The organism is Myxococcales bacterium (genome assembly GCA_016717005.1).
GTDB lineage: Bacteria > Myxococcota_A > Polyangia > Haliangiales > Haliangiaceae > UBA2376.
In genome coordinates, this window is the sequence record JADJUF010000037.1 from 1,157,726 (window position 1) to 1,184,559 (window position 26,834).

The 26,834-nt window shown below is 72.9% G+C and carries 23 protein-coding genes and 4 pseudogenes; 17 read left to right on the top strand and 10 right to left on the bottom strand.

From position 1 onward, the window contains the following. Positions 1–698: 698 nt before the first annotated feature. Genes IPL61_28675 through IPL61_28685 form a run of 3 tightly spaced genes read right to left on the bottom strand, consistent with a single transcriptional unit; the run spans position 699 to position 2,358 of the window. Positions 699–914 (bottom strand): hypothetical protein, encoded by a 216-nt coding sequence (locus tag IPL61_28675; protein ID MBK9035187.1) that lies wholly within the window; start codon positions 912–914, stop codon positions 699–701. Between the two features lie 50 nt (positions 915–964). Then, positions 965–1,306 (bottom strand): hypothetical protein, encoded by a 342-nt coding sequence (locus IPL61_28680; GenBank protein ID MBK9035188.1) that lies wholly within the window; start codon positions 1,304–1,306, stop codon positions 965–967. Further along, entirely contained in the window at positions 1,303–2,358 is a 1,056-nt protein-coding gene (locus IPL61_28685; GenBank protein ID MBK9035189.1) for a hypothetical protein, read from the bottom strand. Before IPL61_28685 ends, IPL61_28680 begins: the two co-directional genes overlap by 4 nt. 118 nt (positions 2,359–2,476) lie before the next feature. Between IPL61_28685 and IPL61_28690 the strand changes: the two genes are divergently transcribed. Further along, positions 2,477–2,755, top strand: a complete 279-nt coding sequence (locus IPL61_28690) for a hypothetical protein (GenBank protein MBK9035190.1) — start codon at positions 2,477–2,479, stop codon at positions 2,753–2,755. 7 nt (positions 2,756–2,762) lie between these two features. Here the strand turns inward: IPL61_28690 and IPL61_28695 are convergent, their stop codons facing one another. From IPL61_28695 to IPL61_28705, 3 genes are all read right to left on the bottom strand, one after another. Then, complete coding sequence (locus IPL61_28695) at positions 2,763–3,662, bottom strand: ABC transporter permease (GenBank protein ID MBK9035191.1); 900 nt, start codon at positions 3,660–3,662, stop codon at positions 2,763–2,765. Further along, positions 3,620–4,546, bottom strand: coding sequence for an ABC transporter permease (locus IPL61_28700; GenBank protein ID MBK9035192.1), 927 nt, complete (start codon positions 4,544–4,546; stop codon positions 3,620–3,622). Before IPL61_28700 ends, IPL61_28695 begins: the two co-directional genes overlap by 43 nt. Before the next feature lie 426 nt (positions 4,547–4,972). Continuing rightward, entirely contained in the window at positions 4,973–7,189 is a 2,217-nt protein-coding gene (locus IPL61_28705) for a peptide ABC transporter substrate-binding protein (protein MBK9035193.1), read from the bottom strand. Here IPL61_28705 and IPL61_28710 point away from each other — a divergent pair. The 7 genes from IPL61_28710 to IPL61_28740 all read left to right on the top strand — a co-directional run bounded on the left by IPL61_28710 (position 7,188) and on the right by IPL61_28740 (position 13,817). Further along, positions 7,188–7,409, top strand: a complete 222-nt coding sequence (locus IPL61_28710; GenBank protein MBK9035194.1) for a hypothetical protein — start codon at positions 7,188–7,190, stop codon at positions 7,407–7,409. The genes IPL61_28705 and IPL61_28710 overlap by 2 nt on opposite strands. A gap of 4 nt (positions 7,410–7,413) precedes the next feature. After that, complete coding sequence (locus IPL61_28715) at positions 7,414–8,265, top strand: EamA family transporter (GenBank protein ID MBK9035195.1); 852 nt, start codon at positions 7,414–7,416, stop codon at positions 8,263–8,265. 18 nt (positions 8,266–8,283) lie between these two features. Beyond that, on the top strand, positions 8,284–9,606 hold the full coding sequence (locus tag IPL61_28720) for an AarF/ABC1/UbiB kinase family protein (protein MBK9035196.1): 1,323 nt from the start codon (positions 8,284–8,286) through the stop codon (positions 9,604–9,606). A 447-nt stretch (positions 9,607–10,053) separates the two neighbouring features. Beyond that, positions 10,054–10,602 (top strand): hypothetical protein, encoded by a 549-nt coding sequence (locus IPL61_28725; GenBank protein MBK9035197.1) that lies wholly within the window; start codon positions 10,054–10,056, stop codon positions 10,600–10,602. A gap of 7 nt (positions 10,603–10,609) precedes the next feature. Then, positions 10,610–11,482, top strand: coding sequence for a phytanoyl-CoA dioxygenase family protein (locus tag IPL61_28730; GenBank protein ID MBK9035198.1), 873 nt, complete (start codon positions 10,610–10,612; stop codon positions 11,480–11,482). Beyond that, positions 11,464–11,640, top strand: a complete 177-nt coding sequence (locus IPL61_28735; protein ID MBK9035199.1) for a hypothetical protein — start codon at positions 11,464–11,466, stop codon at positions 11,638–11,640. The genes IPL61_28730 and IPL61_28735 overlap by 19 nt, the downstream gene beginning before the upstream one ends. A gap of 122 nt (positions 11,641–11,762) precedes the next feature. Next, on the top strand, positions 11,763–13,817 hold the full coding sequence (locus IPL61_28740) for a S9 family peptidase (GenBank protein MBK9035200.1): 2,055 nt from the start codon (positions 11,763–11,765) through the stop codon (positions 13,815–13,817). A 283-nt stretch (positions 13,818–14,100) separates the two neighbouring features. On the opposite strand, the gene IPL61_28745 is transcribed toward IPL61_28740, so the two are convergent. Next, positions 14,101–14,787, bottom strand: a complete 687-nt coding sequence (locus tag IPL61_28745) for a transposase (GenBank protein MBK9035201.1) — start codon at positions 14,785–14,787, stop codon at positions 14,101–14,103. A 229-nt stretch (positions 14,788–15,016) separates the two neighbouring features. Further along, positions 15,017–15,898: a tRNA 2-thiocytidine(32) synthetase TtcA gene (ttcA, locus tag IPL61_28750; GenBank protein ID MBK9035202.1), complete on the bottom strand. Its 882-nt coding sequence runs from the start codon at positions 15,896–15,898 to the stop codon at positions 15,017–15,019. A 114-nt stretch (positions 15,899–16,012) separates the two neighbouring features. On the opposite strand from ttcA, the pseudogene IPL61_28755 reads away from it, so the two are divergent. The 5 genes and pseudogenes from IPL61_28755 (at position 16,013) to IPL61_28775 (ending at position 20,049) form a co-directional block, all read left to right on the top strand. Continuing rightward, positions 16,013–16,342: pseudogene (locus tag IPL61_28755) on the top strand (hypothetical protein). Between the two features lie 749 nt (positions 16,343–17,091). Then, a pseudogene (locus IPL61_28760) lies at positions 17,092–17,766 on the top strand (DUF4215 domain-containing protein). A gap of 387 nt (positions 17,767–18,153) precedes the next feature. After that, positions 18,154–18,411 (top strand): annotated as a pseudogene (locus IPL61_28765) (proprotein convertase P-domain-containing protein). 120 nt (positions 18,412–18,531) lie between these two features. Further along, positions 18,532–18,624: pseudogene (locus IPL61_28770) on the top strand (hypothetical protein). 414 nt (positions 18,625–19,038) lie between these two features. Continuing rightward, positions 19,039–20,049, top strand: coding sequence for a DUF4215 domain-containing protein (locus IPL61_28775; protein MBK9035203.1), 1,011 nt, complete (start codon positions 19,039–19,041; stop codon positions 20,047–20,049). 121 nt (positions 20,050–20,170) lie between these two features. On the opposite strand, the gene IPL61_28780 is transcribed toward IPL61_28775, so the two are convergent. Continuing rightward, a complete protein-coding gene (locus tag IPL61_28780) occupies positions 20,171–21,112 on the bottom strand; it encodes a hypothetical protein (GenBank protein MBK9035204.1) in 942 nt (313 codons plus the stop codon). Positions 21,113–21,262: 150 nt separating this feature from the next. On the opposite strand from IPL61_28780, the gene IPL61_28785 reads away from it, so the two are divergent. The 4 genes from IPL61_28785 (at position 21,263) to IPL61_28800 (ending at position 24,908) form a co-directional block, all read left to right on the top strand. Then, the gene (locus tag IPL61_28785; protein ID MBK9035205.1) at positions 21,263–22,228 is read left to right on the top strand and encodes an SDR family NAD(P)-dependent oxidoreductase; all 966 of its coding nucleotides are present in this window, start codon (positions 21,263–21,265) and stop codon (positions 22,226–22,228) included. A gap of 214 nt (positions 22,229–22,442) precedes the next feature. Continuing rightward, on the top strand, positions 22,443–22,931 hold the full coding sequence (locus IPL61_28790) for a hypothetical protein (protein MBK9035206.1): 489 nt from the start codon (positions 22,443–22,445) through the stop codon (positions 22,929–22,931). A gap of 668 nt (positions 22,932–23,599) precedes the next feature. Beyond that, on the top strand, positions 23,600–23,902 hold the full coding sequence (locus tag IPL61_28795) for a hypothetical protein (protein MBK9035207.1): 303 nt from the start codon (positions 23,600–23,602) through the stop codon (positions 23,900–23,902). Between the two features lie 448 nt (positions 23,903–24,350). After that, the gene (locus IPL61_28800) at positions 24,351–24,908 is read left to right on the top strand and encodes a hypothetical protein (GenBank protein MBK9035208.1); all 558 of its coding nucleotides are present in this window, start codon (positions 24,351–24,353) and stop codon (positions 24,906–24,908) included. A gap of 18 nt (positions 24,909–24,926) precedes the next feature. Here the strand turns inward: IPL61_28800 and IPL61_28805 are convergent, their stop codons facing one another. After that, positions 24,927–26,816, bottom strand: coding sequence for a hypothetical protein (locus IPL61_28805; GenBank protein ID MBK9035209.1), 1,890 nt, complete (start codon positions 26,814–26,816; stop codon positions 24,927–24,929). Between the last annotated feature and the right edge of the window lie 18 nt (positions 26,817–26,834).

Below are 26,834 nucleotides of genomic sequence, written 5' to 3' on the forward strand. Positions count from 1 at the left end.
CGGGTCGCGGTCAAGGCGACGCCGACCCAGAAGGCCAACTGCACGGCCGCGTCGGTCGACGGACCGACGATCGTGGTCGCGTGCGCCGCCGACGTCGGCATCGCCGCGGGCACCGAGATCGAGCTCGAGTAGGGCACGGGCGCGTCGGTCGCCGGACCGACGATCGTGGTCGCGTGCGCCGCCGAGGTCGGCGGCGCCGCGGACACCGAGCTCGGGCACCGAGCAGGGCACGGGCGCGCCGGTCGACGGACCGACCGAGCAGGGCACGGGCGCGTCGGTCGACGGACCGACGATCTGGTCGCGTGCGCCGCCGAGGTCGGCGGCGCCGCGGGCACCGAGCTCGAGCACCGAGCAGGGCACGGGCGCGCCGGTCGACGGACCGACGATCGTCGTCACGTGCGCCGCCGAGGTCGGCGGCGCCGCGGGCACCGAGCTCGGGCACCGAGCAGGGCACGGGCGCGTCGGTCGACGGACCGACGATCTGGTCGCGTGCGCCGCCGAGGTCGGCGGCGCCGCGGACACCGAGCTCGGGCACCGAGCAGGGCACGGGCGCGTCGGTCGACGGACCGACGATCGTCGTCACGTGCGCCGCCGAGGTCGGCGGCGCCGCGGGCACCGAGCTCGGGCACCGAGCAGGGCACGGGCGCGTCGGTCGCCGGACCGACGATCTGGTCGCGTGCGCCGCCGAGGCGCGGCCGCTACTTCTTCGGCGAGATCTTCTTCACGGTGAGCATCGGGCCGGTCATGCCGATGCCCATCGCGCCGCGGTCGACGGTGCCCTCGACGACGACCTCCTGGCCGGCGCGGATGCCCTTGGCGCCGACGAGCTGGTACTGATCGCCCTTGTCGGTCACCAGCAGCCAGTGGCCGCCCTCGAGGTCGCTCTTCTTGATCGTCCCGCTCAGCTTGGCCATGGCCTGAAGCTAGCGCGAATCCGGCGGCTCGGCAGCCGCCGGCACGGGCGTCACGGCCGCGCGGCGCCGGGCGGATGGGCCTGGCAGCGATCGGCCCACGGCATCTCGGTCAACGCCGCCTCGCCCAGGTCGACCCCGCACTCGGTGCAGCGGCCAAAGCGATCGTCGCCGGCGTCGAGCCAGCGCCGCCGCTCCTCGACCTGGTCGAGGGCCAGCCGCAGGACCTCCTCGGGCCGGGCCCCGGGCTTGGCGTCGAGGCCGAGCGCGCGCACCAGGCGATCGCCGTCGGCGCCGGCCATGAGCTCGGCCAGGCGCGTCGCCAGGTCCTGCCCGCGGCGCATCATCCCGCGCCGCAGCCGCGCGCGCACGTCGTCGGCGAAGCGCGAGGTCATCGGGCCACCGGGAGCGTCGAGAGCATCGCCGCGGCGGCGCGGGTGACGTCGGCGGGGGCCGCGCCCGACGCGGGGAACCGCTGCGCGACGTGCCACAGCACGTGACCGTCGCGGTTGTCGACCAGCGTCATCTCCAGGTACATCGTCGAGCGCCCGCGGCGTGGCAGACCGGGGCGCTGGCCCCACTCGACCGGCGCCGGGCTCGCTTGCCACGCCGGCGGTCCGTACGGAGCGCGCGAGGTCACGTAGAGATCGAAGCTCGGATCGATCATCCGCGGCAGCACGCGCCCGGGGAACGTGCGCACGAGACCGTCGACGAGGTGGAGGCTGGTGCGACCGACCTCGACCGCGACGTTGCCGGCCCGCGCCAGGCCCCGCACGGCCACGCGGCCGGTGGCCACCGCCGCGTCCGCGACCGAGCCGGCCGCGCGCCCGAGCCCGTCACCGACCTTGGTCTTGCTCTTGGCGAGCGCGACCGCGACGACCACGGCCACGATGACCACCGCGGCGATCACCACGACCTTGAGCGCGGAGCTGCCGCCGTCGGGCGCTTGGCCCACGAACGCCCAGCCGCCGACGTAGAGCGTGGCCTCGGCCCCGGACGCGCCGAGCCGCGCCGGCAGTGGCGGCTGCGGCAGGCCGCCGAGCCGCGCGACGGCCTCGTGGTACCCCGACAGCGTCTGGATCGTGGCCAGGAGCTGGACCGGCGCGAGCGCGAGGTGCGCGGCGCCGTCGTCGCCGAGGTACGAGCCGTCCCAGCGCACCTGGGCGCCGGGCTGGTAGCCGCGTTGGTACAGCGCCGTCGTGGCGGCACCCACCAGCGCGTTCTCGGCCTGCAGGCGCAGGGCGTCGGGGTCGCCGCGGCGCCCGTCAGTCCACAGCGCGAGGTCGACCGGCAGCACGTCGACGCGGGTGATCGCCGCGGTGTGCTCGACCAGGCGCGTGTCGACCGCGGCGACGGGGCGCGGCCACGTCGGGCCGCACGCCGCCACGAAGCAGGTGATCACGATCACCGTGATCGCGGACCGCACCCTGGCGTTGGCCGGTTGCATGCCCCCACAACATAGCAAGTCGCGTTCCGCAGGCCGCCGCGGTTGATCCGCACACCTGCGCCTACCGCCGGCGCCGCGCCGTGGCGCCACCGCCACACCCGTGTCTATGATGTCACCCATGCGCCTCGGCCCGATGGCCGCCCTCGTCGCGATCGCGCTGGTCGCCTGCACCTCGCCCAAGAGCAAGACCTGCCGCGCGATCTGCGCGCGCGAGGCCGAGTGCAACGGCACCAAGCCGACCGAGGAGTCGAGCTTCGACGAGGGCGAGTGCGTCGCCGCGTGCGCGGCGCTCGAGACCGACAAGAACCCGTTCATCACCGGCCAGGTGACCAAGCGGGCCGAGTGCCTGCACACCACGACCAGCTGCGCCGACTACCAGGGCTGCGCCGGCAAGTAGCCCGCGGTCACCGGGTCTGCGGGTCGAGCGCGTCGCGCAGGCCGTCGCCCAGGAAGTTGAGCGCGAAGATCGTCAGGCCCATCGCGACGCCGGGCCCGGCCAGCACCCACGGCGACACCGCGACCTGGGTCGAGCCCTCGGTGACGAGCGTCCCCCACGAGGCCAGCGGCGCCTGCACGCCGAGCCCGATGAACGACAGGAACGTCTCGACCAGCATCGTCTGCGGGATCAGCACCGTGGCGTAGACCACGACCGTGCCGAGCGTGCCGGGGATGACGTGGCGGACCAGGATCCGCGCCGGGCTGGCGCCGATGGCCCGGGCCGCCTCGACGAACTCCTGGTGCCGCAGCGACAGCACCTGGCCGCGGACGATCCGCGCCATCGTCAGCCACGAGATCGCGCCGATCAGCGCGAACAGCGACACCAGGCTGCGCGTGTCGAAGACCGCGCGGATCACGACGACGAAGACGATCGTCGGGAACCCGTAGAGCACGTCGACGATGCGCATCATGACCGCGTCGACGCGGCCGCCGGCGTAGCCCGCGACGGCGCCCCAGGTCACGCCGATGACCAGCGCCACGACCGTCGCGGTGACGCCGACGACGAGCGCGATGCGGCCGCCGATCAGCACCCGCACCAGCAGGTCGCGGCCGAGGCTGTCGGTGCCCAGCGGGTGCGCGGTCGACGGCGGCGCCGCCAGGAGCTCGAGGTCGAGCGTGGTCGCGTCGAGCCCGAACCAGCCGCACACGGTCGGGCCCAGGAAGCACGCCGCGGTGATCACCGCGAACAGGATCAGGCACGCGAACGCCATGCGGTTGGCGCGCAGCCGCCGCCAGGCGGCCCCGGTGAGCGAGGGGGGCCCCGTCACGAGGCCAGCTCGCTGGCGCGGATGCGCGGATCGAGCCAGCCGTAGGCGATGTCGACCACGAGGTTGAACAGCACCAGGAACGCGACGTAGAAGACCAAGAGCCCGGTCAGCACCGGGTAGTCGCGGCTGGTGACGCTGTCGACGAAGTAGAACCCGAGCCCCGGGATCTGGAAGATCTTCTCGACGACGAACGAGCCGCTGATCAGCCCGGCGGTGGCGGGGCCCAGGTAGCTGACCACCGGCAAGATGCCGAGGCGCAGGCCGTGGCGCCAGACCACGCCGCGCTCGCTCACGCCCTTGGCGCGCGCGGTCCGGATGTAGTCGGCCCGCAGGGTCTCGAGCATGCCGGCCCGGGCCAGGCGCGCGATCGTCCCGGCGTAGACCAGGCCCAGCACCGCCGCCGGCACGACGTAGCCGATCAAGCCGTCGGCCCGGGCCGCCGGCACCCAGCCCAGCTCGAGCGCGAGGTAGCGGATCGCGATCGGCCCCAGCACCAGCGACGGCACCGAGATGCCGACCAGCGCCACGCTCATCGCGGCGTAGTCGACCCAGGTGTTCTTGCGCGCGGCCGCGATCACGCCCAGGAGCGTGCCGAACACCGCCGCGAAGCCGATCGCCATGAGCCCGAGCGTGAGGCTCTTCGGGAAGTGGCGCTTGATGATCGCGCCGACGGTCTCGGGCCGCTTCATCGAGTGGCCGAGGTCGCCGTGGGCCAGGCCGTCCATGTAGCGCGCGTACTGCCGCCACAGCGGATCGCGCAGGTGGTAGCGCTCCTCGATGTTACGCTCGACCGCCGGCTGCAGGCGGCGCTCGCTCGAGAACGGCCCGCCGGGCGCGGCGTGCAGCAGCAAGAACGCGATCGTCGCGACCGCGGCCAGCACGGCGACGCCCCCCAGCAGGCGAGTCACGATCAGGCGGAGCACGCCGGGGCGATCATCGATCCCGGCGCCGCCGATGTCCACCCGCGCGCGCGCTCGTGGTGGCTCGTGCGCCGACCGGGTGATCGTGACCCGTCCACGGCGTCGCGGCGCTCCCCGGGGCGAGGCGCGCCGACGACGGGCGACGGCCTGCACCACGGGGAGTTGGCACCACGCCCATGGCGCTGGATCGGCCGAGCCCCCACGGGCGCCCAGCGACCAGGAGGGATCGTGGCGGGGTCGGGATCATCTCCCGGGGCGAGGCGCAACGACGACGGGCGACGGCCTGTACCACGGGGAGTTGGCACCAAGCCCATGGCGCTGGATCGGCGGGGTTCCCACAGGCGCGGATCGACCTGGAGGGATCGTGGCGGGCTCAGGATCATCCGGTCGGAGCACGAGCGCTCCCGGCCAGCGCCCGGCCGACCCCGGTCAGCGCGGCGGCGGCGTGGTCGACGGCGCCGTGCGCCACGCCGGATCGCGCCAGGCCCGCCACAGCGGCGGCTGCGCGATGTAGTTCTGCGGCAGGCCGCGCACGTACGGGCGCCGCAGGTTCTTCTGGGTGTAGACGAACATCGGGATGATCGGCGCCTCGTCGACGAGGATCGCCTCGGCCGCGCGGACCTGGGCCAGGCGCGCGCGCGGGTCGGTCATCGTCGCGGCCAGGTCGAGCAGCCGATCGAACTCGGGGTTGCACCAGCCGGTGCGGTTGTTCGAGCCGTTGCACCGCCACATCCGCACGAACTCGACCTCGGGATCGGCGGCGGTGCCGATCCAGCCCAGCCGCGCGAGCTGGTACTCGAGCGCGCGGGTGTCGTTGAGGAAGACCTGCCACTCCTGCTGCTCGAGGCGCACGTCGATGCCGAGCACGCCGTGCCACTGGGCCTGGAGGTACTCGCTCACCAGCTTGTGGGCCTCGAAGCCGACGTTGAACTTGTAGACGACCTCGCGCGGGAACCGCGGGCCCATCTCCCGCCGCGCGATCGCCAGCTCGGCGCGGGCGCGCTCGGGGTCGAACTCGAGCCCCCGCGGCGGCACGTAGCACAGCGCGCCGCGCTCGATCACCAGCGCGACGCCCGGGGTGGTCCGGGCGACGCCGCACGCGGCGAGATCCTCGTCGGACAGGCTCGCGATCGGCGCGCCCGGCGTGTAGCTGGCCGCGGCGATCTCGCCGCCGCGCAGGAACGTCGCGATCCGCGAGCGATCGAGCGCCAGCGCCAGCGCGCGCCGCAGGTGGACGTTGTCGAACCGCTGGGTGTTGACGATCGCGAAGTACGAGCCCAGGTACGGCGCGACCGTGTAGTCGCGGAACGGGCGGCCGTGGTTGCCGGTCGACAGCGCCGCCAGGTACGACTGCGGCACGTGGTTGGCGGTGACCGCGTCGCACGCGCCGGTGTAGTAGAGGTTCGCGCTCGCCGCCTGATCGTCGATCGACAGCACGGTCAGGCGATCGAGCGCGACGTCGGCCTGGTTCCAGTAGGTCGGCGACCGCACCAGCGTCAGATGATCGCGCTGCGCGTGCTCGGTCAGGTGCAGCGGGCCCGAGGTGACGATCGTCTCGGGCCGGGTCCAGCTGCGCGGGCGCCGGGCCACGGCCTCGCGCGGCGTCGGGCGCAGCGCCCGGTTGGCCGAGGTCGCGACCAGCGACGGCGTCGGATCGGCGGCCTCGAGCACCAGCGTGTACGGATCGGGCACGCGCACGCCCAGCGCCTCGGGCAACATCAGCAGGTCGGCGGCGTCGACCTCGACCTCGGGCCGGGCCACGGCCGCGTCGGCGAGGAGCTCGGGCCACGGGCGATCGAGCCCGGGCGTCTGCTTGTCGACGACCGGGACCACGCGGACCCGATGGCCGGCGCTGGGCACGACGTCGAGCTCGGCCGCGGGCACCCAGCCGTAGACGCCGTCGGCCCGATCCCAGTGGACGTAGGCCCAGGCGCGGCCGTCGGGATCGGGCAGCGTGGCCGGGCGCCCCGACAGCTCGATGATCGCCACCGTCGTGCCCGGCGGCACCGTGGCGTAGGCGGCGGCCGCGGGCGCGCCCAGGTCGCGCAGGGCCAGCGGCGCCCGCGCGGCCCGGGCGTTGGGATCGGGCGGCGACGTGTCGCCCCAGTCGGCCAGGGCCTTGCCGTCGACCGCGGTGACGTCGACGATCGTCCCGGCCGGCAGGCCGCCGCTCGGCCGCAGCAGCACCCGCACGCGCTGCTCGAGGTAGCCCAGGTTGTTCTTCATCCAGTCGAGCGCGTCGGCGTTGACCGACGCGGTGGCCGGGTGCAGCACGCGCACCACCTGGAACGCGACGTCGTAGGCGGTCAGCGGCCGGCCGTTGGACCAGCGCGCCTCGGGCCGCAGGTGGAAGGTCACGCGGCGCTGATCGGGGTCGACCTCCCAGCGCGCGGCGAACCCGGGCTCGGGCAGGCCGTCGTCGCCGAAGATGACCAGGCCGTCGAACAGCGCGTACATCAGCGGCGTGACCGTCGTGCTCTGGCCCTCGGCCGGGTCGAGGCTGTCGGGCTCGCCGCTGTTGCACCAGCGCAGGTGCCGCGGATCGTCGACCGTGGGCACCGGGCCGAAGTACTCGCGATCCGGCAGCCCGCAGCCGGCGACGAGCGCGACGAGCGCGACGAGCGTGGTAGGGTGCGGGCGCGTCATGGACGAGTTCCGGTGTCCTCGTTGTGCGAGCTACGCGGTCGAGCGGAGCCAGACCGCGTTCGCGGACGTCACCATCGTCGAGATGAACTGCCGCGGATGCAAGCGCTACGAGGAGCGACGCAGCGACGCGGCCGACTTTGCGGCCTGGACCGAGCGCTGGCGCGGCCGGCCCCAGCTGCCGGTCTACGACTACTTCGACCACCTCGTCGACGTCGACTGAGCCGATGGCCACGATCGACGGACGCGCGCGCGCGGTCGTGACGCTGGTGGTCGTGGGCCTCCTGTGGTCGACCGCCGGCGTGCTGATCAAGTACGTCGCGTGGCCGCCCGCGGCGATCTGGGGCCTGCGCTCGGCGATCGCCGCGACCACGCTGATCGCGATCTACCGGCCGTCGTGGCGGGGCGTGACCCGGACCGAGTGGGCGTCGGCGGTGGCGCTGGCGGCGACCACGGGCCTGTTCGTGCTCGCGAACAAGTGGACCACCGCCGCCAACGCGATCCTGATCCAGTACTCGGCCCCGGCCTGGGCGGCGCTCCTCGCGGCGGTGCTGATCGGCGAGCGCGCCAGCCGCATCGACTGGATCACGATCGGGCTGGCGCTGGTGGGCGTGTCGCTGTTCTTCCGCGATCAGCTCGCGCTCGATCACGTCGCCGGCAACTTCGTCGCGCTCGGCGCGGGCGTCTGCTTCGCGACCAACGTGGTCCTGCTGCGCAAGATCGCGCGCACGCCCGACGGCACGTCCTCGGCGCTGCGCGCGATGATCCTGGGCCACGTCGTCGCCGCGGTGCTCGGCGGGCCGTTCGTGCTGACCGCGCCGGCGCTGCCGGCCTCGGGCTGGGCGGCGATGGCGGCGCTGGGCCTCCTGCAGCAGACCGCGCCGACGATGCTGTACGCGTGGGCGATCCGGCGCGTGACCGCGGTCGAGGGCCTGCTGATCCCGATGATCGAGCCGATCGTGTCGCCGCTCTGGGTCTTCCTCCTGTTCGCCGAGCGCCCGGGCCTGTGGGCGCTGGTCGGCGGCGCGGTGGTCGTGGGCGCGGTCACGATGCGCGGCCTGGCCCCCGCCCGCGGCTAGCCGCGCTATCCTCGGGCGGTGCGGCGGCTCGGCTACGCGATCCACATCCTGTGGGTCGGCCTGATCGTGTTCGGGTTCGTGCTGGGCTACGGCCTGGTGCGGCTCGGCCTGCTGCTCGGCCTGTGCTGGAGCGGCGCGCGGCGGCGGCGGGCGGTCGCGCGCTGGAACGGCTGGACGCTGCGGCGCATGCTCGAGACGCTCGGCGCGTCCTTCATCAAGATGGGCCAGGTGATGAGCACCCGGCCCGATCTGTTCGCGGCCGAGACCATCGACCAGCTCAGGCACCTGCAGGATCGCCTGCCGGCGTTCGGGTTCGCCAAGGTCAAGCGCACGATCGAGGAGGACACCGGCGCGCCGCTGGCCGACACCTACGCCGAGTTCGACGAGCGGCCGGTCGCGGCGGCGTCGGTGGCGCAGGTCCACCGCGCCCGGCTGCGCGGCGGCCGCGAGGTCGCGGTCAAGGTGCTGCGCCCCAACGTGCGGCGCCAGGTCGAGCGCGACGGCGCGCTGCTGATGTTCGGCGCGCGGATCATCGCGCTGCACCCCACGCTGCGCCGCAGCGATCCGGTCGGCCACACCCGCGAGTTCGTCGCCGCGATCCACGATCAGACCGACCTGCGGATCGAGGCCGAGAACTATCGCCACTTCCACGCCAACTTCGCGACCTGGACCACGGTCAAGTTCCCCGAGGTGCTGGCGCCGTCGACCGAGCGCGTCCTGACGATGGAGTTCATCCGCGGCACCAAGATCGACGCCCAGCCCGCCGACAAGCTGCCGCTGGCCGAGGTCGTGCGGCGGTGCATGTTCCAGATGTGCTTCGACGACGGGTTCCTCCACGCCGACCTGCACCCCGGCAACATGCTCGTCGACGAGGCCGGCCGGCTGGTGCTGTTCGACGTCGGCCTGGCCAAGCACCTGCACGAGGACGTGCTGATCCAGTTCATCGACATGGGCAAGTGCCTGACGATGGGCACGCCCGGCGATCTGGTCGCGCACCTGCGCCGGTTCCACACGTACATGGGCGACGTCGACTGGGACGCGCTGGCCAAGGACGTCGAGGTGTTCGCGCTGAAGTTCCGGGCCCAGAACGCCGCGGCGCTCGACTACGGCCAGCTCTTCAACGAGATGTTCGCGATCGGCCGGCGCTACAACGTCCGGCCGGTGACCGACATGACGCTGGTGCTGGTGGCGATGGTGACGTCGCAGGGCATCGGCACGATGCTCGACCCCGACGTCAACGTCTTCGCCCACGTCGCCCAGCACCTGGTGCCGGTGCTGATGCGACGCAACGAGCGCGTGCCCGACACCGCGGCCGCGCGGGCCGCCCGGCCGGCCGAGTAGCGCAGCCCGCGCCGGGGCTGCTGACGTCGCCACGGACCTGGTGCCGGTGCTGAGGCGGCGCGACCGCGCGTGCCCGACCCCGCGATCGCCCGGGCCGCGCAGCCGCCGAGTAGCGCAGCCCGCGCCGGGGCTGCTGACGTCGCCACGGACCTGGTGCCGGTGCTGAGGGGGCGCGACCGCGCGGGCCCGACCCCGCGACCGCCCGGGCCGCCCAGCCGGCCGAGTAGCGCAGCCCGCGCCGGGGCTGCTGCTGACGTCGCCAAGCGCCTGGTGCCGGTGCTGAGGCGGCGCAACGCGCGCGTGCCCGACACCGCCCCGCCCGGCGGCCCGGTTGCGCACGCCGATCTCGCGGCGCGGCGCCGGTGATATCGTCCGCCCATGCAGCCAGCGCCGCCGGGATCTCCACCGCCCGGGTCTCCCCCGGGCGCTCCGCCGCCGGGTTACCCAGTGGGCTACCCACCGGCCGGCTATCCGCCGCCGGGCTACGGCTATCCGCCGCCGCGCAAGCAGTCGCTCGTGTGGCTGTGGATCACGCTCGGCGTCGTCGGCGCCGTGATGGTGCTCGGCATCCTGGCGGCGGTCGCGATCCCGTCGTTCATGAGCTACCAGCAGAAGGCCAAGCGCAGCGAGGCCGAGCTCAACCTCAACGCCATCAGCAAGGCCGCGCGCCGCTCCTACGCCGAGAACGGCATGTTCCCGACGACGGCCGCGGGGCGGACGCCGAGCGAGCCATGCTGCATGGGACCGAACCACCGGTGCGCGCCCGATCCTGCGGCGTGGGCGGTCGAGCCGTGGCAGTCGCTCGACTTCGAGCCGTACGAGCGCCACTACTTTCAGTACACGTACACGCCCAGCGCCGACGGGCAGGGCTTCACCGTCACCGCGATCGGCGATCTCGACTGCGACGGCGAGGAGGTCGTCTTCACGCTCACCGGCGGGGCCTCGGGTGGCAACCCGAGCGTGGGGGAGATCGAGCGGCCGACCAACCGGGACTGACGCGCGCGTGCCGCGGCAGGCGACGTTCGCGCGCGACGGCGTGGTCCAGGTCCTCGGCGCGGTGGCGCCCGACGAGGTCGCGGCGCTGCGCGCGAGCGTGTGGGCGACGCTGGCGGCGCACGGGCTCGAGCGCGACGACCCGCGCACCTGGAGGCCTGGCGGCGGGCTCGGGCTGGTCGAGATCGCGGGCGCGCTGCGGCCGGGCCCCGCCGCCGTCGACGTGCTGTGGGCGATCGGCCGGGCCCCGGCGTTCGCGACGTTGCCGGCGGCGCTCACCCGCGCGGTCGACGACGTCTTCGGGATCGGCCGCTGGGCGCCGGTCGACGATCAGCACGGCGGCCTGGCCGCGCCGAACTTCCCGAGCGGTGCGCGGGCGTGGGCCGTGCCGCACGCGGCCTGGCACGTCGACGAGCCGACCGCCGCGAGCCAGGCGATGGCGTGGGGGCTGCTAGCGTTCCTGTTCCTCGACGACGTCGCGCCCGGCGGCGGCGCGACCGTCGCGGTCGCCGGCTCGCACCGATGGCTGGGCGCGGTCGCGACCGCGCGCGCCGGTCGGGCGCCACCGGAGCTGGTGACCACCGAGGTCGCGCTGGCCGCGCGCGCCGGTCGGGCGCCGACGGAGCTCGTGACCACCGACGTCGCGCTGGCCGCGCTCGGCCGCGACGCGCCGGAACTCGCGGGGTTGTGCCGGCCCGATGGCGAGCGTCCCGCGCTCGAGGCGCCCTACCGCGCGCGCGGGGTCGAGCTGCGGGTCGTCGAGCTCACCGGCGCGCCGGGCGACCTCGTGCTGATGGATCCGCGGCTCTTGCACACGGTGTCGGCCAACGTGTCGACGCGCGCGCGGCTGACCATGCGGCTGGTGTGCGCGCGGCAGGCCTGACGCGCGGATCGCGGGGGCGCTGGCTGCGGGGCGTCGAGCTCATCGGCGCCGCGGGCGACCTCGTGCTGATGGATCCGCGCCTCCTGCACACGGTCTCGGCCAACGGGTTGACGCGGGCGCGCCTGACCATGCGGCTGGTGCGCGCGCGGCCGGCCTGACGCGCCTTACCGCGCGCGGCGTCGAGCCGGGCGACCTGGTGCGGAGGCCTGACGCGCCGCGACCGGGTGCGACGGGGCGCGACCGCTTGACGCCGGCGCGGCGGGCACGTAAGCCCGCAGGCATGTCGATCTTCCGCTTCGCGCCGCTGGCGCTCGTGCTCGCCGCGGCCCCGGCCGTCGCCGGCCCCGGCAAGGGCCTCACCATCGACGACATGCTGGCCATGCACCGGGTCGGCGAGCCCGCGGTGTCGCCCGACGGCCGCTGGGTCGCGCTGTCGGTGCGCGACACGGACATGGCCGCCAACAAGGGCCGCGTCGATCTGTGGCTGGCCGCCGTCGACGGCTCGAGCGTGCGCCGGCTGACCAGCGATCCGGCCAACGACACCAGCCCGACCTGGTCGCCCGACGGCGCGTACGTGTACTTCACGTCGTCGCGCGGCGGCTCGTCGCAGGTGTGGCGGATCGCCGTCACCGGCGGCGAGGCCGAGCAGGTGACCAAGGTGCCGCTCGACGTCGGCGGCTTCCAGCTGTTCCCCGACGGCAAGCGCCTGCTCCTGTCGATCGAGGTGTGGCCCGACACCCGCACGCTCGCGGCGTCGGTCGCGAAGGACGCGGCCCAGGCCAAGATCACGACCAGCGCGCAGGTCTACGACAGCCTGCTGTTCCGGCACTGGGACACCTGGGAGGACGGCCGGTTCGCGCACCTGTTCGTGTGGTCGCCCGAGGCGCCCGATGACGCGCGCGACCTGACGCCGGGGATGACCACCGACGTGCCGACCCACCCGTTCGGCGGCATGGAGGACGCCGCGATCGCGCCCGACGGCAAGACCGTCGCGTACGTGGCGCGGGTCGGCGGCGCCAAGATCGCGTGGACCACCAACACCGACGTGTTCCTGGTCCCGTCGTCGGGCGTCGGCAAGGCCGTCGCGATCACCGGCGCCAACCTCGCCTACGACTACGCGCCCGCGTTCTCGCCCGACGGCAAGTCGCTGGCGGTGCTGGCGATGGCGCGGCCCGGCTTCGAGGCCGACCGCCAGCGGATCACGATCTACGATCTCGCCACCAAGAAGCCGCGGACCGTGACCGAGGCCTGGGACCGGTCGCCGGGGTCGCTGACCTGGAGCGCCGACGGCGCGACGCTGTACACGACCGCCGACGACCTCGGCAACCACGCGCTGTTCGCGGTCGACGCCGGCTCGGGCAAGGTCACGACGCTGGTCGCCAAGGGCACCAACGCCAGCCCGCAGGTGGCGCGTGATGAGATCGTGTTCGTGCGCGACACGCTGACCGCGCCGGCCGAGCTGTACGCGGTGCCGGCCGCCGGCGGCGCGCCGCGCGCGATCACGCACTTCAACGACGCGCGCGTCGCCAAGATCGCGTGGGGCGCGTACGAGCAGTTCACGTTCACCGGCGCCAAGAACGAGACCGTCTACGCCTACCTGGTCAAGCCGGCCGGCTTCGACCCCAAGCGCACGCCCAAGGTGCCGGTCGCGGTGCTGATCCACGGCGGGCCCCAGGGCAGCTTCGGCGATCACTTCCACTACCGCTGGAACCCCGAGGTGTTCGCGGGCCACGGCTACGCCGCGCTGATGATCGACTTCCACGGCTCGACCGGCTACGGCCAGGCCTTCACCGACGCGATCCGCGGCGACTGGGGCGGCGCGCCCTACGACGACATCATGGCCGGCGTCGACGCCGCGCTGAAGAAGTACTCGTTCCTCGACGGCACCCGCATGGGCGCCGCCGGCGCGTCGTACGGCGGCTTCATGATCAACTGGATCAACGGCAAGACCGATCGCTTCAAGGCGCTGGTCTGCCACGACGGCAACCTCGACGAGCGGCTCGCGTACTTCGACACCGAGGAGCTGTGGTTCCCCGAGTGGGAGCACGGCGGCACGCCGTACGCGAACCCCGCCGGCTACGCCAAGCACAACCCGATCGATCTCGTCGCCAACTGGAAGACGCCCACGCTCGTCATCCACGGCGCCAAGGACTACCGCGTCGTCGACACCCAGGGCCTCTCGACCTTCACCGCCCTCCAGCGCCTCGGCATCCCCTCGCGCCTCATCTACTTCCCCGACGAGAACCACTGGGTCCTCAAGCCCGCCAACTCCAAGAAGTGGCACGACGAGGTCCTCGCCTGGATCGACCTCTACACCGCCAAGCGCGGCAAATAAGGGGACAGGCTCCTACCCTCCATCTGGCTGAAATCACGATGGAATTTCGGCGTACCGCGGCCGAAAAAGGGACAGGCTCCTACCCTCCAAGATACTGATCTCACGGAGCTTTTCCGCCCCACCGCGGCTGAATCTCACTCGCCGTCGAGCGGTCGGGGCGCTCGAGCCGCAGGCTGCAAATAAGGGGACAGGCTCCTACCCTCCATCTGGCTGAAATCACGATGGAATTTCGGCGTACCGCGGCCGAAAAAGGGACAGGCTCCTACCCTCCAAGATACTGATCTCACGGAGCTTTTCCGCCCCACCGCGGCTGAATCTCACTCGCCGTCGAGCGGTCGGGGCGCTCGAGCCGCAGGCTGTAGTCCTCCATCCCGTCCACCCCGTCATCGACCGGCGCCTGACCGGGCGCTCCCAGGTACGCCGCGACCAGCTCGCGGTAGCGCCGAGCGCGCTGCTCGGCGGTCGCGCCAAGCGCGCCATACCACGGGCTCGGCGTCCACATCGCCGGCGGGATGCGTCCGCCCTTCACGCCAGCGTGTAGCGGCCCCGTCGACCAGGCGTGGGTGAACGGATCGATGATGCGCTTCGCGCGATACGCGTTCACGTCGTTGTAGATCGTGACCGTCATCAGGTACGTGTCGTCGAGGATCGGCTTCGAGTGGAAGCGCTCCTCGAACAGCTTGCCGCTCGCGGAGCGCGCCGCGTTCCGAAGCTGTGCGTAGCGTTGCCCGGCTCGCTGGACCAGCGTCGCCAGCGCGACCTTGGTCGGCGGCTTCGCGACCATGTGGACGTGGTTGGACATCAGCGTGAGCTGGTGCAGCACACACTCGCTCGCCTTGAGGCCGTGGTCGAGGCATCGGACGAACAGCGCGTAGTCTCCGGACGACGAGAACAGCCGGCGGCGGTTGTTGCCGCGGAGATAGAGATGGTGGGGAACTCCGGGAACGACGAGGCGAGCTTGGCGTGGCATCGCCAGGGGTTTCGACCGCTCGGACGTGAAGTTGCTTCGGACTGAATCGTCGCGGTACGGTCGAAAACACCTTCAATATCGAGCGGTTAGCCTGGTAGAGCCTGTCCCCTTTTCGGCCGCGGCACCCCCGAATTCAGCAATGATATCATCGAGATGGAGGGTAGGAGCCTGTCCCCAAGCAACCGCGGGGCGGGCCGGCCGATAGGTGGCCATGTCCAAGCCGATCAGCTCACGAGTCGACGACGGGGAGATGCAGGCGGCCGCCGCGGGCGATGGGGAGGGCGGCGGCGTGGGCGGCGCGGGGCGCAGGCGCGGCGGCGGGGCGGATGTCGGGAGCGCGGTCGGCCCAGGCGCGCGCGACGTCGCGATCGAGGAGGTGCGTGGGCCGCACGTTGCGGAGCGCGTTGAGCATGACCGAGCGCACGTGCGGGTTGGTGCGCTCGAGGTCGGCGAGCAGCGCGGTCATCGCGTCGCGCTTGAGGCCGTCCTGCGACCCGCACAGGTTGCACGGGATGATCGGGAACGCCAGCTCGGCGGCGAGCTCGCCGATGTCGCGCTCGGCGCACTCGATCAGCGGGCGGACGACGTCGAAGCGATCGTCGTCGGTGCGGTAGCTCGCCGGCATCGCCTGGAGCTTGCCGCTGTAGAACAGGTTCAAGAGGAACGTCTCGAGCGAGTCGTCGCGGTGGTGGCCGAGCGCGATCTTGGTGCAGCCGAGCCGCGCCGCCGCCGTGTACAGGATGCCGCGCCGCAGCCGCGAGCACAGCGAGCAGTAGGTCTGCGACGCGTCGAGCCGATCGGTGACGACGGCGTAGGTGTCCTCCTGCAAGATCTCGAACGGCTGGCCGCTGGCCTCGAGGAACCCCCGCAGGCTCGCGCCGTCGTAGCCGGGCTGGACCTGGTCGAGGTGCACGGCGATCAGCTCGACCTTGAACGGCAGCCGCGGCACCATCTTGGTGAGCAGGTGGAACAGCGTGTAGCTGTCCTTGCCGCCGGACATGGCGACCATCACGCGGTCGCCGGGCGCGAGCAGCTGGTACGTCTCGCAGGTGTCCTTGACCTGCCGGTACAGGAGCTTCTCGAGGCGGCGCAGCTCGGACATCGGCGGCATCCTACGGGGCCTCGGCGCCGGCGCAAGGGTGTTCGGCCCGCCGGCCCCGTCGATTTCGCACGCCCGGGGTCGATCGCGGTTGAACCCCTCGGACCTTCACACCTATGGTGCCCTATGGGCATTCGACTCGTGATGGCGGTCGCGCTGATGGGTACGCTGGGGCTCGGCTGCGACCACGTCGACGAAGGCACCCCGGACGCGCCCGACTCGTGCGCGCCGGTCGACGACGGCAACGAGTGCACGACCGATGGCTGCGACGGCGATCTGCCGAACCACACGCCCCGCACGGGCGCGTCATGCACCGGCGGCGGCACCTGCAGCGCGGCCGGCGCGTGCTCGACCAACGGCGTCTGCGGTGACGGCACGAGGTCCGGCGCCGAGGCGTGCGACGACCACAACACCACGCCGCTCGACGGGTGCGGGCCGACCTGCGCGAACGAGCCGACCGAGGTCGAGCCCAACGAGGACGGCACGCCCACCGAGGGCAGCACGACCGATCCGCTCGGCAACGACTTTGACGCCACGGCGGTCGCCAACGCCAACGCCAACATGGCGCGCGTGCCGCTCGACGTCGGCCTCGGCGACGCCGCGGTGCTGGCGGCGCTCCAGCCAGCGGGCGACGAGGACGTCTTCGCCGTCACCAACTCGAGCGCGCTCACCCAGAGCGTCCGCTTCGACGTCTGGAACCGTCAGGCCACGTTCGGCTACGGCGCGTCGTGCGGCATCCTCCTCGACGTGGGGATGAACATCCGCGACGCCACCGGCGCGGTCCTGGCCAGCAACGACGATCGCAACGCGTCGAACGATCGTTGCCCCGGCCTCGACTACGACCTGGCGCCGGGCCAGCGGGTCTACGTGCACATCGTCGAGTTCGGCGACAACATGCCGGCGCAGGCGTACGGCATCACGATGCACCCGACGCCGCGCTGACGCCGTCGATGGTGGGCAGCCGGCGGATCGACGACGCGGCGCTTGCCCCCCGTTGCTATCGAGGATTGGTCCACGCGGTGTGAGGACTCGCGTCGTGGCGGGGCGGGGTTTGCCGCCGAGGACAATGGGCCGACGGCCGGCGCGTTGAATATCAGGTCCGACCATGGTTGCGCGTGCGCGACGCCACGCGCGACAGACGCGGTCGCGCGGGCCGGATCGATCTCGGTTGAAGCGAGCGATCGCCTCGGCCTAAGGTGCGCCTCATGCGAACTCGTCTCCTACTTCTCTCAGCGATCCTCGCCGGCTCGCTCCTCGCCGCGTGCGGCGACGACGGCGGCAGCCCCACGGTCGACGCGCGCCCCGTCGACGCGCCCATGTGCACCCCTGTGGACGACTCTAACGAGTGCACCACTGACGAGTGCGTGAACAACGCGCCGGTGAACACACCACGCACCGGCGAGGCCTGCGCCGGCGGCGGCACCTGCAGCGCGACCGGCGCCTGCGTCGTGCCGAGCTGCACCGACACCATCATGAACGGCAATGAGACCGGCGTCGACTGCGGCGGCTCGTGCGCCCCGACGAACACGTGCGACACCGGCGAGGGCTGCGCCATCGGCGCCGACTGCACCAGCGGCGTGTGCGGGACGGCGATGACCTGCCTGGCGCCCGCGTGCGGCGACGGCGTCGTCCAGGCCGGCGAGATGTGCGACGACGGCAACATGACCAACGGCGACGGCTGCGACGACGGCACCGGCGGCACCTGCCGCGCGACCGGCTGCGGCAATGGCGTCGTGACCGGCACCGAGGTCTGCGACGACGGCAACGCCGACAACGGCGACGGCTGCGACAACAACTGCACCGTCACCGGCTGCGGCAACGGCGTCACGACCGGCCCCGAGGCCTGCGACGACGGCAACACCGCCGCCGCGGACGGCTGCTCGGACGTGTGCGCCGTCGAGACCGGCTTCACCTGCACCACCGTGGTGCCCTCGGTCTGCACCGCGATCTGCGGCGACGGCCTGATCCTCGGCGCCGAGACCTGCGACCAGGGCGCCGGCAACGTCACCCCCGGCGACGGCTGCGACGCCAGCTGCCAGGCCGAGGGCGGCTGGCTGTGCACCAACACGCCATCCGCGTGCCTCCAGCTCATCACCTGCGGCGCTGGCGAGACCGCGGTGACCGCCGCCTCGTCCACCCCGATCGCGATCCCCGACAACAACGCGACTGGGATCACGTCGGCGGTGACGGTGACCTCGACCGCGGTGACCACCCGCGCGGTGGTGTACATCGGCGACCTCGCCCACACCTGGGATTCCGACGTCGACATGTACCTGACCAACGGTCGGGTGCGGATCGATCTGTCGACCGACAACGGCGGCTCCGGCGCGAACTACGTCGGCACGCTGCTCACCGACGCCGCGGCGGCCTCGATCACCTCGGCGGTGGCGCCGATGACCGGGTCGTTCCGCCCCGAGCTCCCGCTCGCGCGGTTCATCGGCCAGCTCGCCGGCGGCGCCTGGACGCTCGAGGTCAGCGACGACACGACCGGCGACACCGGCACGCTCAACGCGTGGGCGCTGGCGCTGTGCACCAGCCCGACCGCGGCGCAGTGCGGCAACGGCGTCGCGGACGCTGGCGAGGAGTGCGACGACGGCAACACCGATGACACCGACGCCTGCACCACGTACTGCGGCCTCACCGACGGCTGCGGCGACGGCAACCTCGACGCCGGCGAGCAGTGCGACGACGACAACATCGTCTCGGGCGACGGCTGCTCGTCGACCTGCCAGCTCGAGATCGCGTGCGGCGCCGGCCAGACGCCGGTGATCGTCTCGAACAACACGCCGGTGGCGATCCCCGACAACGACCAGGTCACGGGCGCGACCAGCCCGGTCACGGTCGCGCAGGTCGGCGCGGTGGTCGCGGCCCAGGTGTTCATCGGGTCGCTGACCCACACGTTCGACGCCGACGTCGACATGTACCTGGTGAGCCCCGGCGGGCGCCGGCGCGAGCTGTCGACCGACAACGGCTCCGGCAATGACAACTACCTCGGCACGCTGCTCGCTGACACCGCGACCACCGCGGTCACCGCCGGGGCCGCGCCGTTCACGGGCTCGTTCCGGCCCGAGCAGTCGCTGGCGACCACCGCCGGGGTCGACTTCCGCGCCCAGAACGCGGCCGGGACCTGGAACCTCCGGGTCTTCGACGACTTGGGCGGCGACACGGGCACGCTCAACAGCTGGACGCTGCTCCTGTGCGTCGATCCGGCGGCGCCGTACTGCGGCGATGGCGCGACCGGCCCGGCCGAGGAGTGCGACGACGGCAACACCACCAACACCGACGCGTGCAGCAACGTCTGCACGATCGTCGACGGCTGCGGCGACGGCAACCTCGACGCCGGCGAGACCTGCGACGACGACAACATCGCGAGCGGCGACGGCTGCTCGGCGACGTGCCAGGTCGAGCCCAACTACCTGTGCAGCGGCACCCCGTCGGTGTGCGTGCCGGTCATCTGCGGCGACGGCATCATCGCCGGCACCGAGACCTGCGACGACGGCAACACCACCGCCAGCGACGGCTGCTCGGCGGCCTGCGCGGTCGAGGCCGGGTTCTACTGCGGCAGCGCGCCGTCGCTGTGCCGGCCGACGCCGACGACCGTCTCGCTGGCCTGCACCGACATGACCGGGGCGACCACCCTGAACGCGACCGGCGATGACGTGGTGTCGGCCGCGGTCGCGCTGCCGTTCGCCTACACGCTCTATGGCACGGCGGTCACGCACTTCCGCGTGTCGTCGAACGGCTACCTCGGCCTGGTGACCAGCGCGACGGGCACCGTGGCGTCCGCGTTCTCGAACACGACGCTGCCGACCACGGCGACGCCGAACGGCATGCTGGCGCCGTTCTGGGACGACCTCGACCTCACGGGCACCGGCACGCGGTACCTCGTGACCGGCGCGGGCCCGACCCAGAAGCTGACCATCGAGTGGAACGCGTTGACGTTCTCGACCGTCGCGACGCTGGTGTTCCAGGCCCAGCTCACCCCGGACGGCTTCGTCGAGTACCACTACTGCTCGGGCACGGGCGACGCCGCCCGGGCGAGCGGCAGCTCGGCGACGATCGGGGCGGAGAACCTGGCCGGCACGGTCGGCCGCGCCTTCAGCTTCAACGTCGTCAACTCGGTGACGCCGGGCACCACCGCGCTGCGGTGGGACGTCCACTGAGCTGAGCGCCGCGGCGCGTCCGCGCAGTCGTCCTACGGCCGGTCGGGTTCGCCCCACCGGCCGTTCGCATTTTTCGGCGGACCGGCATCCTCGACGGCCTGGGGCCGTCCGGCGGCCCGCGCTACGCCGCGACCATGCGCGCCGCCTGCCCGAGCGCCACGTCGACGCTGCGGTAGGTGCCGATCACGTCGCCGCCGAGCTCGAACGGCGCGGGGCGATCGAGCGCGAGCGTCACGCCGGTGCACAGGAAGTCGTGGACCCGCGGCGACAGGTAGCGGCCGCGGAACACCGCGGGCGCGCTTCGGATGACCTCGGCCAGGCCGGGATCGCCGGCGCGGACCTGGAAGCGATCAGGGCGCGCGCCGACGAACGTGAACATGTGCAGGCCCAGCCCGAAGTACGGCACCGTCGAGCACGCGGCCATCGTGCACGCGCCCGACCACAGCACGTCGTCAGTGGCGGCGCTGCCGTCGGTGCGCTCGGCTGGACCGCGACGGTGGATCGTGACGGTCGTGCGGGACGTGCGCACGAACCGCGGCACCGACACCAGCGGCACCGACAGCGCGTAGCGCAGCGCGGCCGGGAGCCGCACGCCCGCGCGCGCGACCGTCGAGGTCACGGCGTCGGCGTCGGCCAGGAGCTGCGCGTCGAGGCCGAAGCCGCAGAACGGCGTGCGCTGGCCGAGCACGTCGAGCATCGGCAGGACCACGGGTGTCGCCGCGGTCGCCCGGGCCAGCGCGGTCGCGACGGTGCGCGGGCGTGGGCGGCCGGCGCCGAGGGTGCGCGCCAGGGCGTTGCCGGTGCCGAGCGCGAGCACGCCGACCACCGGCTCGGGCCCGCCGGCCGCGGCCCGGGCGATCGCGTTCAGGCCCGCGACGATCGTGCCGTCCCCGCCGCCCAGGATCACCCGCGGCGTGCCCCGCGCGACCAGCTCGGTCAGCGCCGCGTCAGCGTCCGCCGCGGTGTCGGTGACGATCAGCGCCGGCGTCGCCGCGTGCAGCGCCGCCAGCATGCGGCGGCTGGCCCGGCCGGCGTGGCGGTTGATCAGCACGGGCACGGCCATGCCCGACCATAGCGCGGGGTGACCGCGGCGCGGGGCGAGCGTCCAGGCACCATGGCGATCGGTGATGGCGCGCTGATGCGCGTGGGCGGCGGCCTGGTCGCGGCGGCGCGGCGCGGGGTAACCGCGGCGCGGGGCGAGCGTCCAAGCACCATGGCGATCGGTGATGGTGCGCTGGTGCGCGTGGGCGGCGGGCTGGTCGCGGCGGCGCGGATGCCGGGCATCGCCTGGAGCTGGAGCGCGCTCGGCCATCGCCGTCGGGCGCGGCGCTTCGTCGCGGCGGACCTCGACGTCGAGCTCGCGGGCGCGCACTACGTCGTCACCGGCGCCAACTCCGGGCTCGGCCTCGAGACCGCCCGGGCGCTGGCCGGGCGCGGCGCGACCGTCTGGATGCTGTGTCGCGACGCGGCGCGCGGCGAGGCGGCGCGCCGCGAGGTCGCGGCGGCCGGCGGCGTGGCTCGACTGATCGTCGTCGACATCGGCGAGCTGGCGCAGGTGCGGCGCGCGGTCGCCGCGATCGACGCGCCGCGGATCGACGCGGTCATCCACAACGCCGGCGCCCTGCCGCACGCCCGCGCGGTCACCACCGACGGCCTCGAGCTCGACTTCGCGGTCCACCTCGCCGGTCCGCACCTGCTCACCCGCCTGCTCTTGCCGCGGCTGCGCGCCGCCGGTGGTCGCGTGGTGTTCGTGTCCTCGGGCGGCATGTACAGCGAGCGCCTGCGCGTCGACGATCTGCAGTGGCAGCGGCGCGCCTACGACGGCGTCGCGGCCTACGCCCAGGTCAAGCGCGCGCAGGTCGTGCTCACCGAGCTGTGGGCCGCGCGCGAGCCCGCCGTCGCGTTCCACGCGATGCACCCCGGCTGGGCCGACACGCCCGGCGTCGCCACCGCGCTGCCCGCGTTCTACCGCCTCACGCGCCGCTTCCTGCGCACGCCCGCCGAGGGCGCCGACACCACCGTCTGGCTCGCGGCCGCGCAGCCACCGCCCGGCCCCAGCGGCCAGTTCTGGCTCGATCGCGCGCCCGCGCCGACGCACCTGATGCCCGGCACCGCCGACGATCCCGCCGATCGCGCCGCGCTGTGGACCGCGCTCGAGCAGGCGACCGCGGACGCCTGACGTCGGGCCGCGGCGCGCTGGGTATCGACCGCACGCGCGGCGGTTGCGTCCTGTCCGATCGGCTGGTCCCGTCCTCCAGCGCCTCGGATTCGCTGCCCTTCGTCGGGCTACAGCGACGGAGTCCACGTCGGTCGCGTCGCCGCCGCGCTCAACCGCCGCCGCGCGACGCAACCGCGCCGCGCGCCGGCCGATACCCCCGGTAACCAAACCGGAGATGACGATGTTCCGCGACGATCCCCCACCGCCACTGTTCGTCCCTGACCTCGCCCCCCCGCTCGGCGCCCGCGTCGAGCACGGCCAGGTCACGTGCGTCGTCTGCGGCGCCCAGGTCGCGCTCGCGCAGGCCGACATCGTCGGCCAGGGCTACCGGTGCGCGGCGTGCAGCCAACGCGCCGACCTGGCCGCGCTCGCCGGCGCCGCCGCCGACCCGTCACTGCACCTCAGCCACGGCGACGTCGTCGGGCTCACCGCCAGCGGGCGGCGCCTCACCTTGCTCGGCCTGCTGCTGCTCGCGATCGGCGCTGCCGCCACCGTGTACCTCATCGACATCGGCGCGCGTGCCTCGCCGGGCGTGTGGCTCCTCGTCTTTGGCGGCGGTCTCACCGCCACCGGCCTGCGGCGGCGCAGCCTGGCCCGCTCGGTCAACGGCGCCGCACCGCACCCGCCGCCCACCGCCATCGCGCGCCCCCGCAGCGGTCCCTGAACGAACCGACCGCCGGCTCGCAGCCCGCAATCCCCTATGCGCGCTGCGACGCGCAGGGGCCTTCCAGACCTGGGGCGTCGCTCAAGATCTGGCGGAGCGGTACACTAGTTGGCTGGTGGATACCTGCTTCCACTCGACAGTGGCCCACGGACTTGATGCTGAAGAGCGAGCGATGGCGCACCGACTATCACGGCGGGGGGGGGGGGGGGGGGGGGGGGGGGGGGGGGGGGGGGGGGGGGGGGGGGGGGGGGGGGGGGGGGGGGGGGGGGGGGGGGGGGGGGGGGGGGGGGGGGGGGGGGGGGGGGGGGGGGGGGGGGGGGGGGGGGGGGGGGGGGGGGGGGGGGGGGGGGGGGGGGGGGGGGGGGGGGGGGGGGGGGGGGGGGGGCCGGCGGGGTCGATGTGAGGGGGGCGCGGGGAAGCGCCTGGCGAACGTCGCCTGGGAGGAGGGGGCGGCGTCCTGCGGGCGCTCGGGGCGCGCCGCCGAAGCCTCAGGACGGTCGGTAGGACGGTGCAAGCCGACGTGTCAGCCCGGACACTTAACAGGGGGGGGGGGGGGCGGGGGACTTGACGCGGCCGAGCTGGTACCGCACTTCCATGGCCTCAAGGCCGAGTGCGTCAACTTCAGCCTCCCGGCGTTCCCGTTCCCGGAGCTGACCTTCATTCTGCGGGTGGATGGCAGCCTCAAGTCCTTTGGGTTGTCGGGCCCGGGGTTCGTGAGCATCGCTCGGAAGGGCGGCTGGGTCTCGGTGGACATCGGGATCCCATCGGTCGAGCGCGAGCAGGGGGATCGTCACGTCGCGCAGTTCGTCGCGGCGGCGCTGCCGGCGGCGGTCGATGTGATGCGGGCGCATCGGGGGAAGCGCCTGGCGAACGTCGCCTGGGAGGAGGTGCGCGGCGTCCTGCGGGCGCTCGGGCTCGCGTATCAGGCGCGCATGAATGCTGCGATCGACGCGCCGCCCGACGGTCGGTAGGACGGTGAGCCGACGTGTCAGCCCGTACCCTTGAACAAGGGCGTGTTGAGCGGGAAAGATGAGAGAGAGATGCCGATGATGCGCGCAGTCGTCGATGTCGCCGGAGAGTTCGGAGGACTTGACGCGGCCGAGCTGGTACCGCACTTCCATGACCTCAAGGCCGAGGGCCCCCCCCCCCCCCCGCCCCCCCCCCCCCCCCCCCCCCCCCCCCCCCCCCCCCGTGCGTCAACTTCAGCCTCCCCGAGTTCCCGTTCCCGGAGCTGACCTTCATTCTGCGGGTGGATGGCAGCCTCAAGGTTAGGCTTCTCGTCGGAGAGCCACCCGAGACCCGGGAGCGCCTTTCCGTCCTATACGAGGTCGCAGGTGGTCAACTTGGTCAACTTTGGTCGTGCGCTAGCGCAGGGGCACAATCTCAATGTGTATTTCTAAGTTTCCCGGATTCGAACGAGTGTTTTCGCTCGGCGTCGCGGAGTCGCGCAAGCACTTCACCGCGGCACTGGAGATCGACGCAGGTGATGTGTCCGGCGTACTCCGCGGCGAGCTCGAGAAGGGTGTGACGATCGCTCGCTGGCACGTGGGCGGCGAGCGCCCAGACGCGATCGTCGCGACCGACTGTGTAGTCTTGCTGCTGCTGAGCAGCGCGTTGGTGGACGCCTTGGCAACGCACGAAATCACGGGCTGGTCGACCTTTCCAGTCGAACTGGCGGGGAGACGCGGTGAGCCGATGGGCGCCTTCTACGGGCTCGTCGTGCGTGGGCGATGCGGTGCGATCGACCTGAAGCGGAGTGACCCCTTCAGGAAGCCAATGCCAGTCGGCACGATGGGGTATCGGCGGGGACTCTACTTTGAGCCTGAGTCGTGGGACGGCGCTGATATCTTCATGGCGCCGGAGAAGGGATTCATCTTCGTAACCGAGCGTGCGCGGGGTGTCATCGCCGCGCTGGCCAAGACGGCGACCTTCACGCCACTGACCGAGGTCGAGACTCCAGACCTCGACGACCTCTGACCGCTCCCTCTTCCGCCCCTACGGCCGCACGAAGATGCACGAGCTGAGGACGGGCACGGTGCCGCCGCTGCAGGTGCCGAGGCCGTCGACGAAGCCGGGCGGGGGCGACCACTGCTTGGGGTTGTCGCGGTTGATGGCGACGTAGACCTCGTCGCTGCCGTCGGTGACCTTGTAGACCCAGTACCAGTCCTCGAGGACGACGGTCGTGCGGGTGCCGCGGCGGAGCGCGGGGTGCTGGGCGCGGAGCGTGCCGGCCTTGCGGGCGTGGGCGAGCGAGGCCTGCTCGTCGGCGGACAGGCCGGTGAAGCGCTGCATCTTGCGGTTGTCGGGGTCCTGGTCGCCCTCGGTGCCGATGTCGTCGCCCTGGTAGAGCATCGGGATGTTGCCGGGCGAGGTGGCCAGGAAGGTCTGGGCCAGGCGCAGGCGCTCGTGGCCGCCGCCGTGCGAGATGGCCTCGGTCAGCGCGCGCACCTGATCGTGGTTGCCGAAGAAGTTGCCCATGATCGCGCCCGGGAAGCCGCCGCGGCCGCCCATCGTGTCCTGGGGCGTGAGGTAGGCGGTGTCGTTGGCGATCGCGAAGTCGGCCAGGTTGCGCACGCTGGCGTCGAAGGTGAGCAGCGACGCCTTGGTCTGGTTGTAGTAGCCCTCGTCGACCTGGCCCTGGACCATGTCGGGGCGCACGTGGTAGCGGGCCCAGCCGCCGAGCGACTCGCCGACCATGTAGAAGATCGTCGGCTCGACCGACAGCTCGTGGTTGGTGACCGTGGTCTCGATCTCGGCGACGACGGCGCGCTTGAGCTCGCGCACGAACACGTCGTCCATGTGCTTGAGCGCGTCGGCGCGGAAGCCGTCGAAGTCGAACTCCTGGATCATCCACAGCGCGTGATCGACGACGGCGCGGACCGCGTCGGGGTGGCCGCCGTAGTCGAAGTCGGGCATGTCGGTCGTGAACCAGCAGCCGATGCGCGCGACGTCCCAGCGGCCGTCGCACGGGTTGTACGGGAAGAACCAGTCGGGGTGATCGGCGTAGAGCCGGGCCTCGCGGTGGACGTGGTTGACGACGAAGTCCGGGATGATCCGGATGCCGCGGAGGTGGGCCTCGCGGACCAGCTCGTGGAGCTCGGCGGCGGTGCCGAACGCCGGCTCGATCGGCGTGGCGAAGCCGAGGTGATCGGCGTCGGTGTAGCCGGTCGCGATCGGGTGGTACGAGTGGTAGCTGGCGAAGCGGCGCGGGTCGGTGAGGCCGACCGACGGCTGCGAGTTGTGCGAGTTGATGATCGGCGAGCTGATCCAGACGGTGTTGACGCCGAGGTCCTCGAAGTAGCCGTCGCGGATCTTGGCGGTGATGCCGGCGAAGTCGCCGCCCTGCCAGCGGCTGCGGGGATCGTCGACGCGCGCGAGGTCGCCGACCGAGTTGTCGAGGTTGTTCGTGGGGTCGCCGTCGAGGAAGCGATCGGTGAGGACCTGGTAGATGCTGGCGTCGTGCCAGCTGAAGTCGGCGTAGCCGCCGGCGCCGATCCACATCGGCACGAACAGCGGGCGGACCGGCTGGCCGGTGGTGGTGTGCGCGCGGACGAGCACGCTGTACTTGCCGGGCGCGAGGTCGGTGGCCTCGAGCGTGAACGTCCGGGTCGCGGCGTCGTACGCGCTCGCGGCGTCGGCCGGCGCGCCGGCCACGCGCAGCTCGGTCGTGTCGAGCGCCAGCTCGCCGGCGCCGGCGTAGCGCGCGACCACCGTGTAGGCCGCGTCGCCGGTCGCGAAGCACAGCTCGAACTCGCCGACCGTGCGGAAGCGGTCGCACGCGCGCGGGCACTCGGCCGCGCCCGGCAGACACGGCTCCTCGAGCACCGGCTCGTTGCTCGCCGGGCAGGCCGCCAGGAACACCGCCAGCCCAGCCAGCGCTCGCATGCAGGACGTCATGATGAA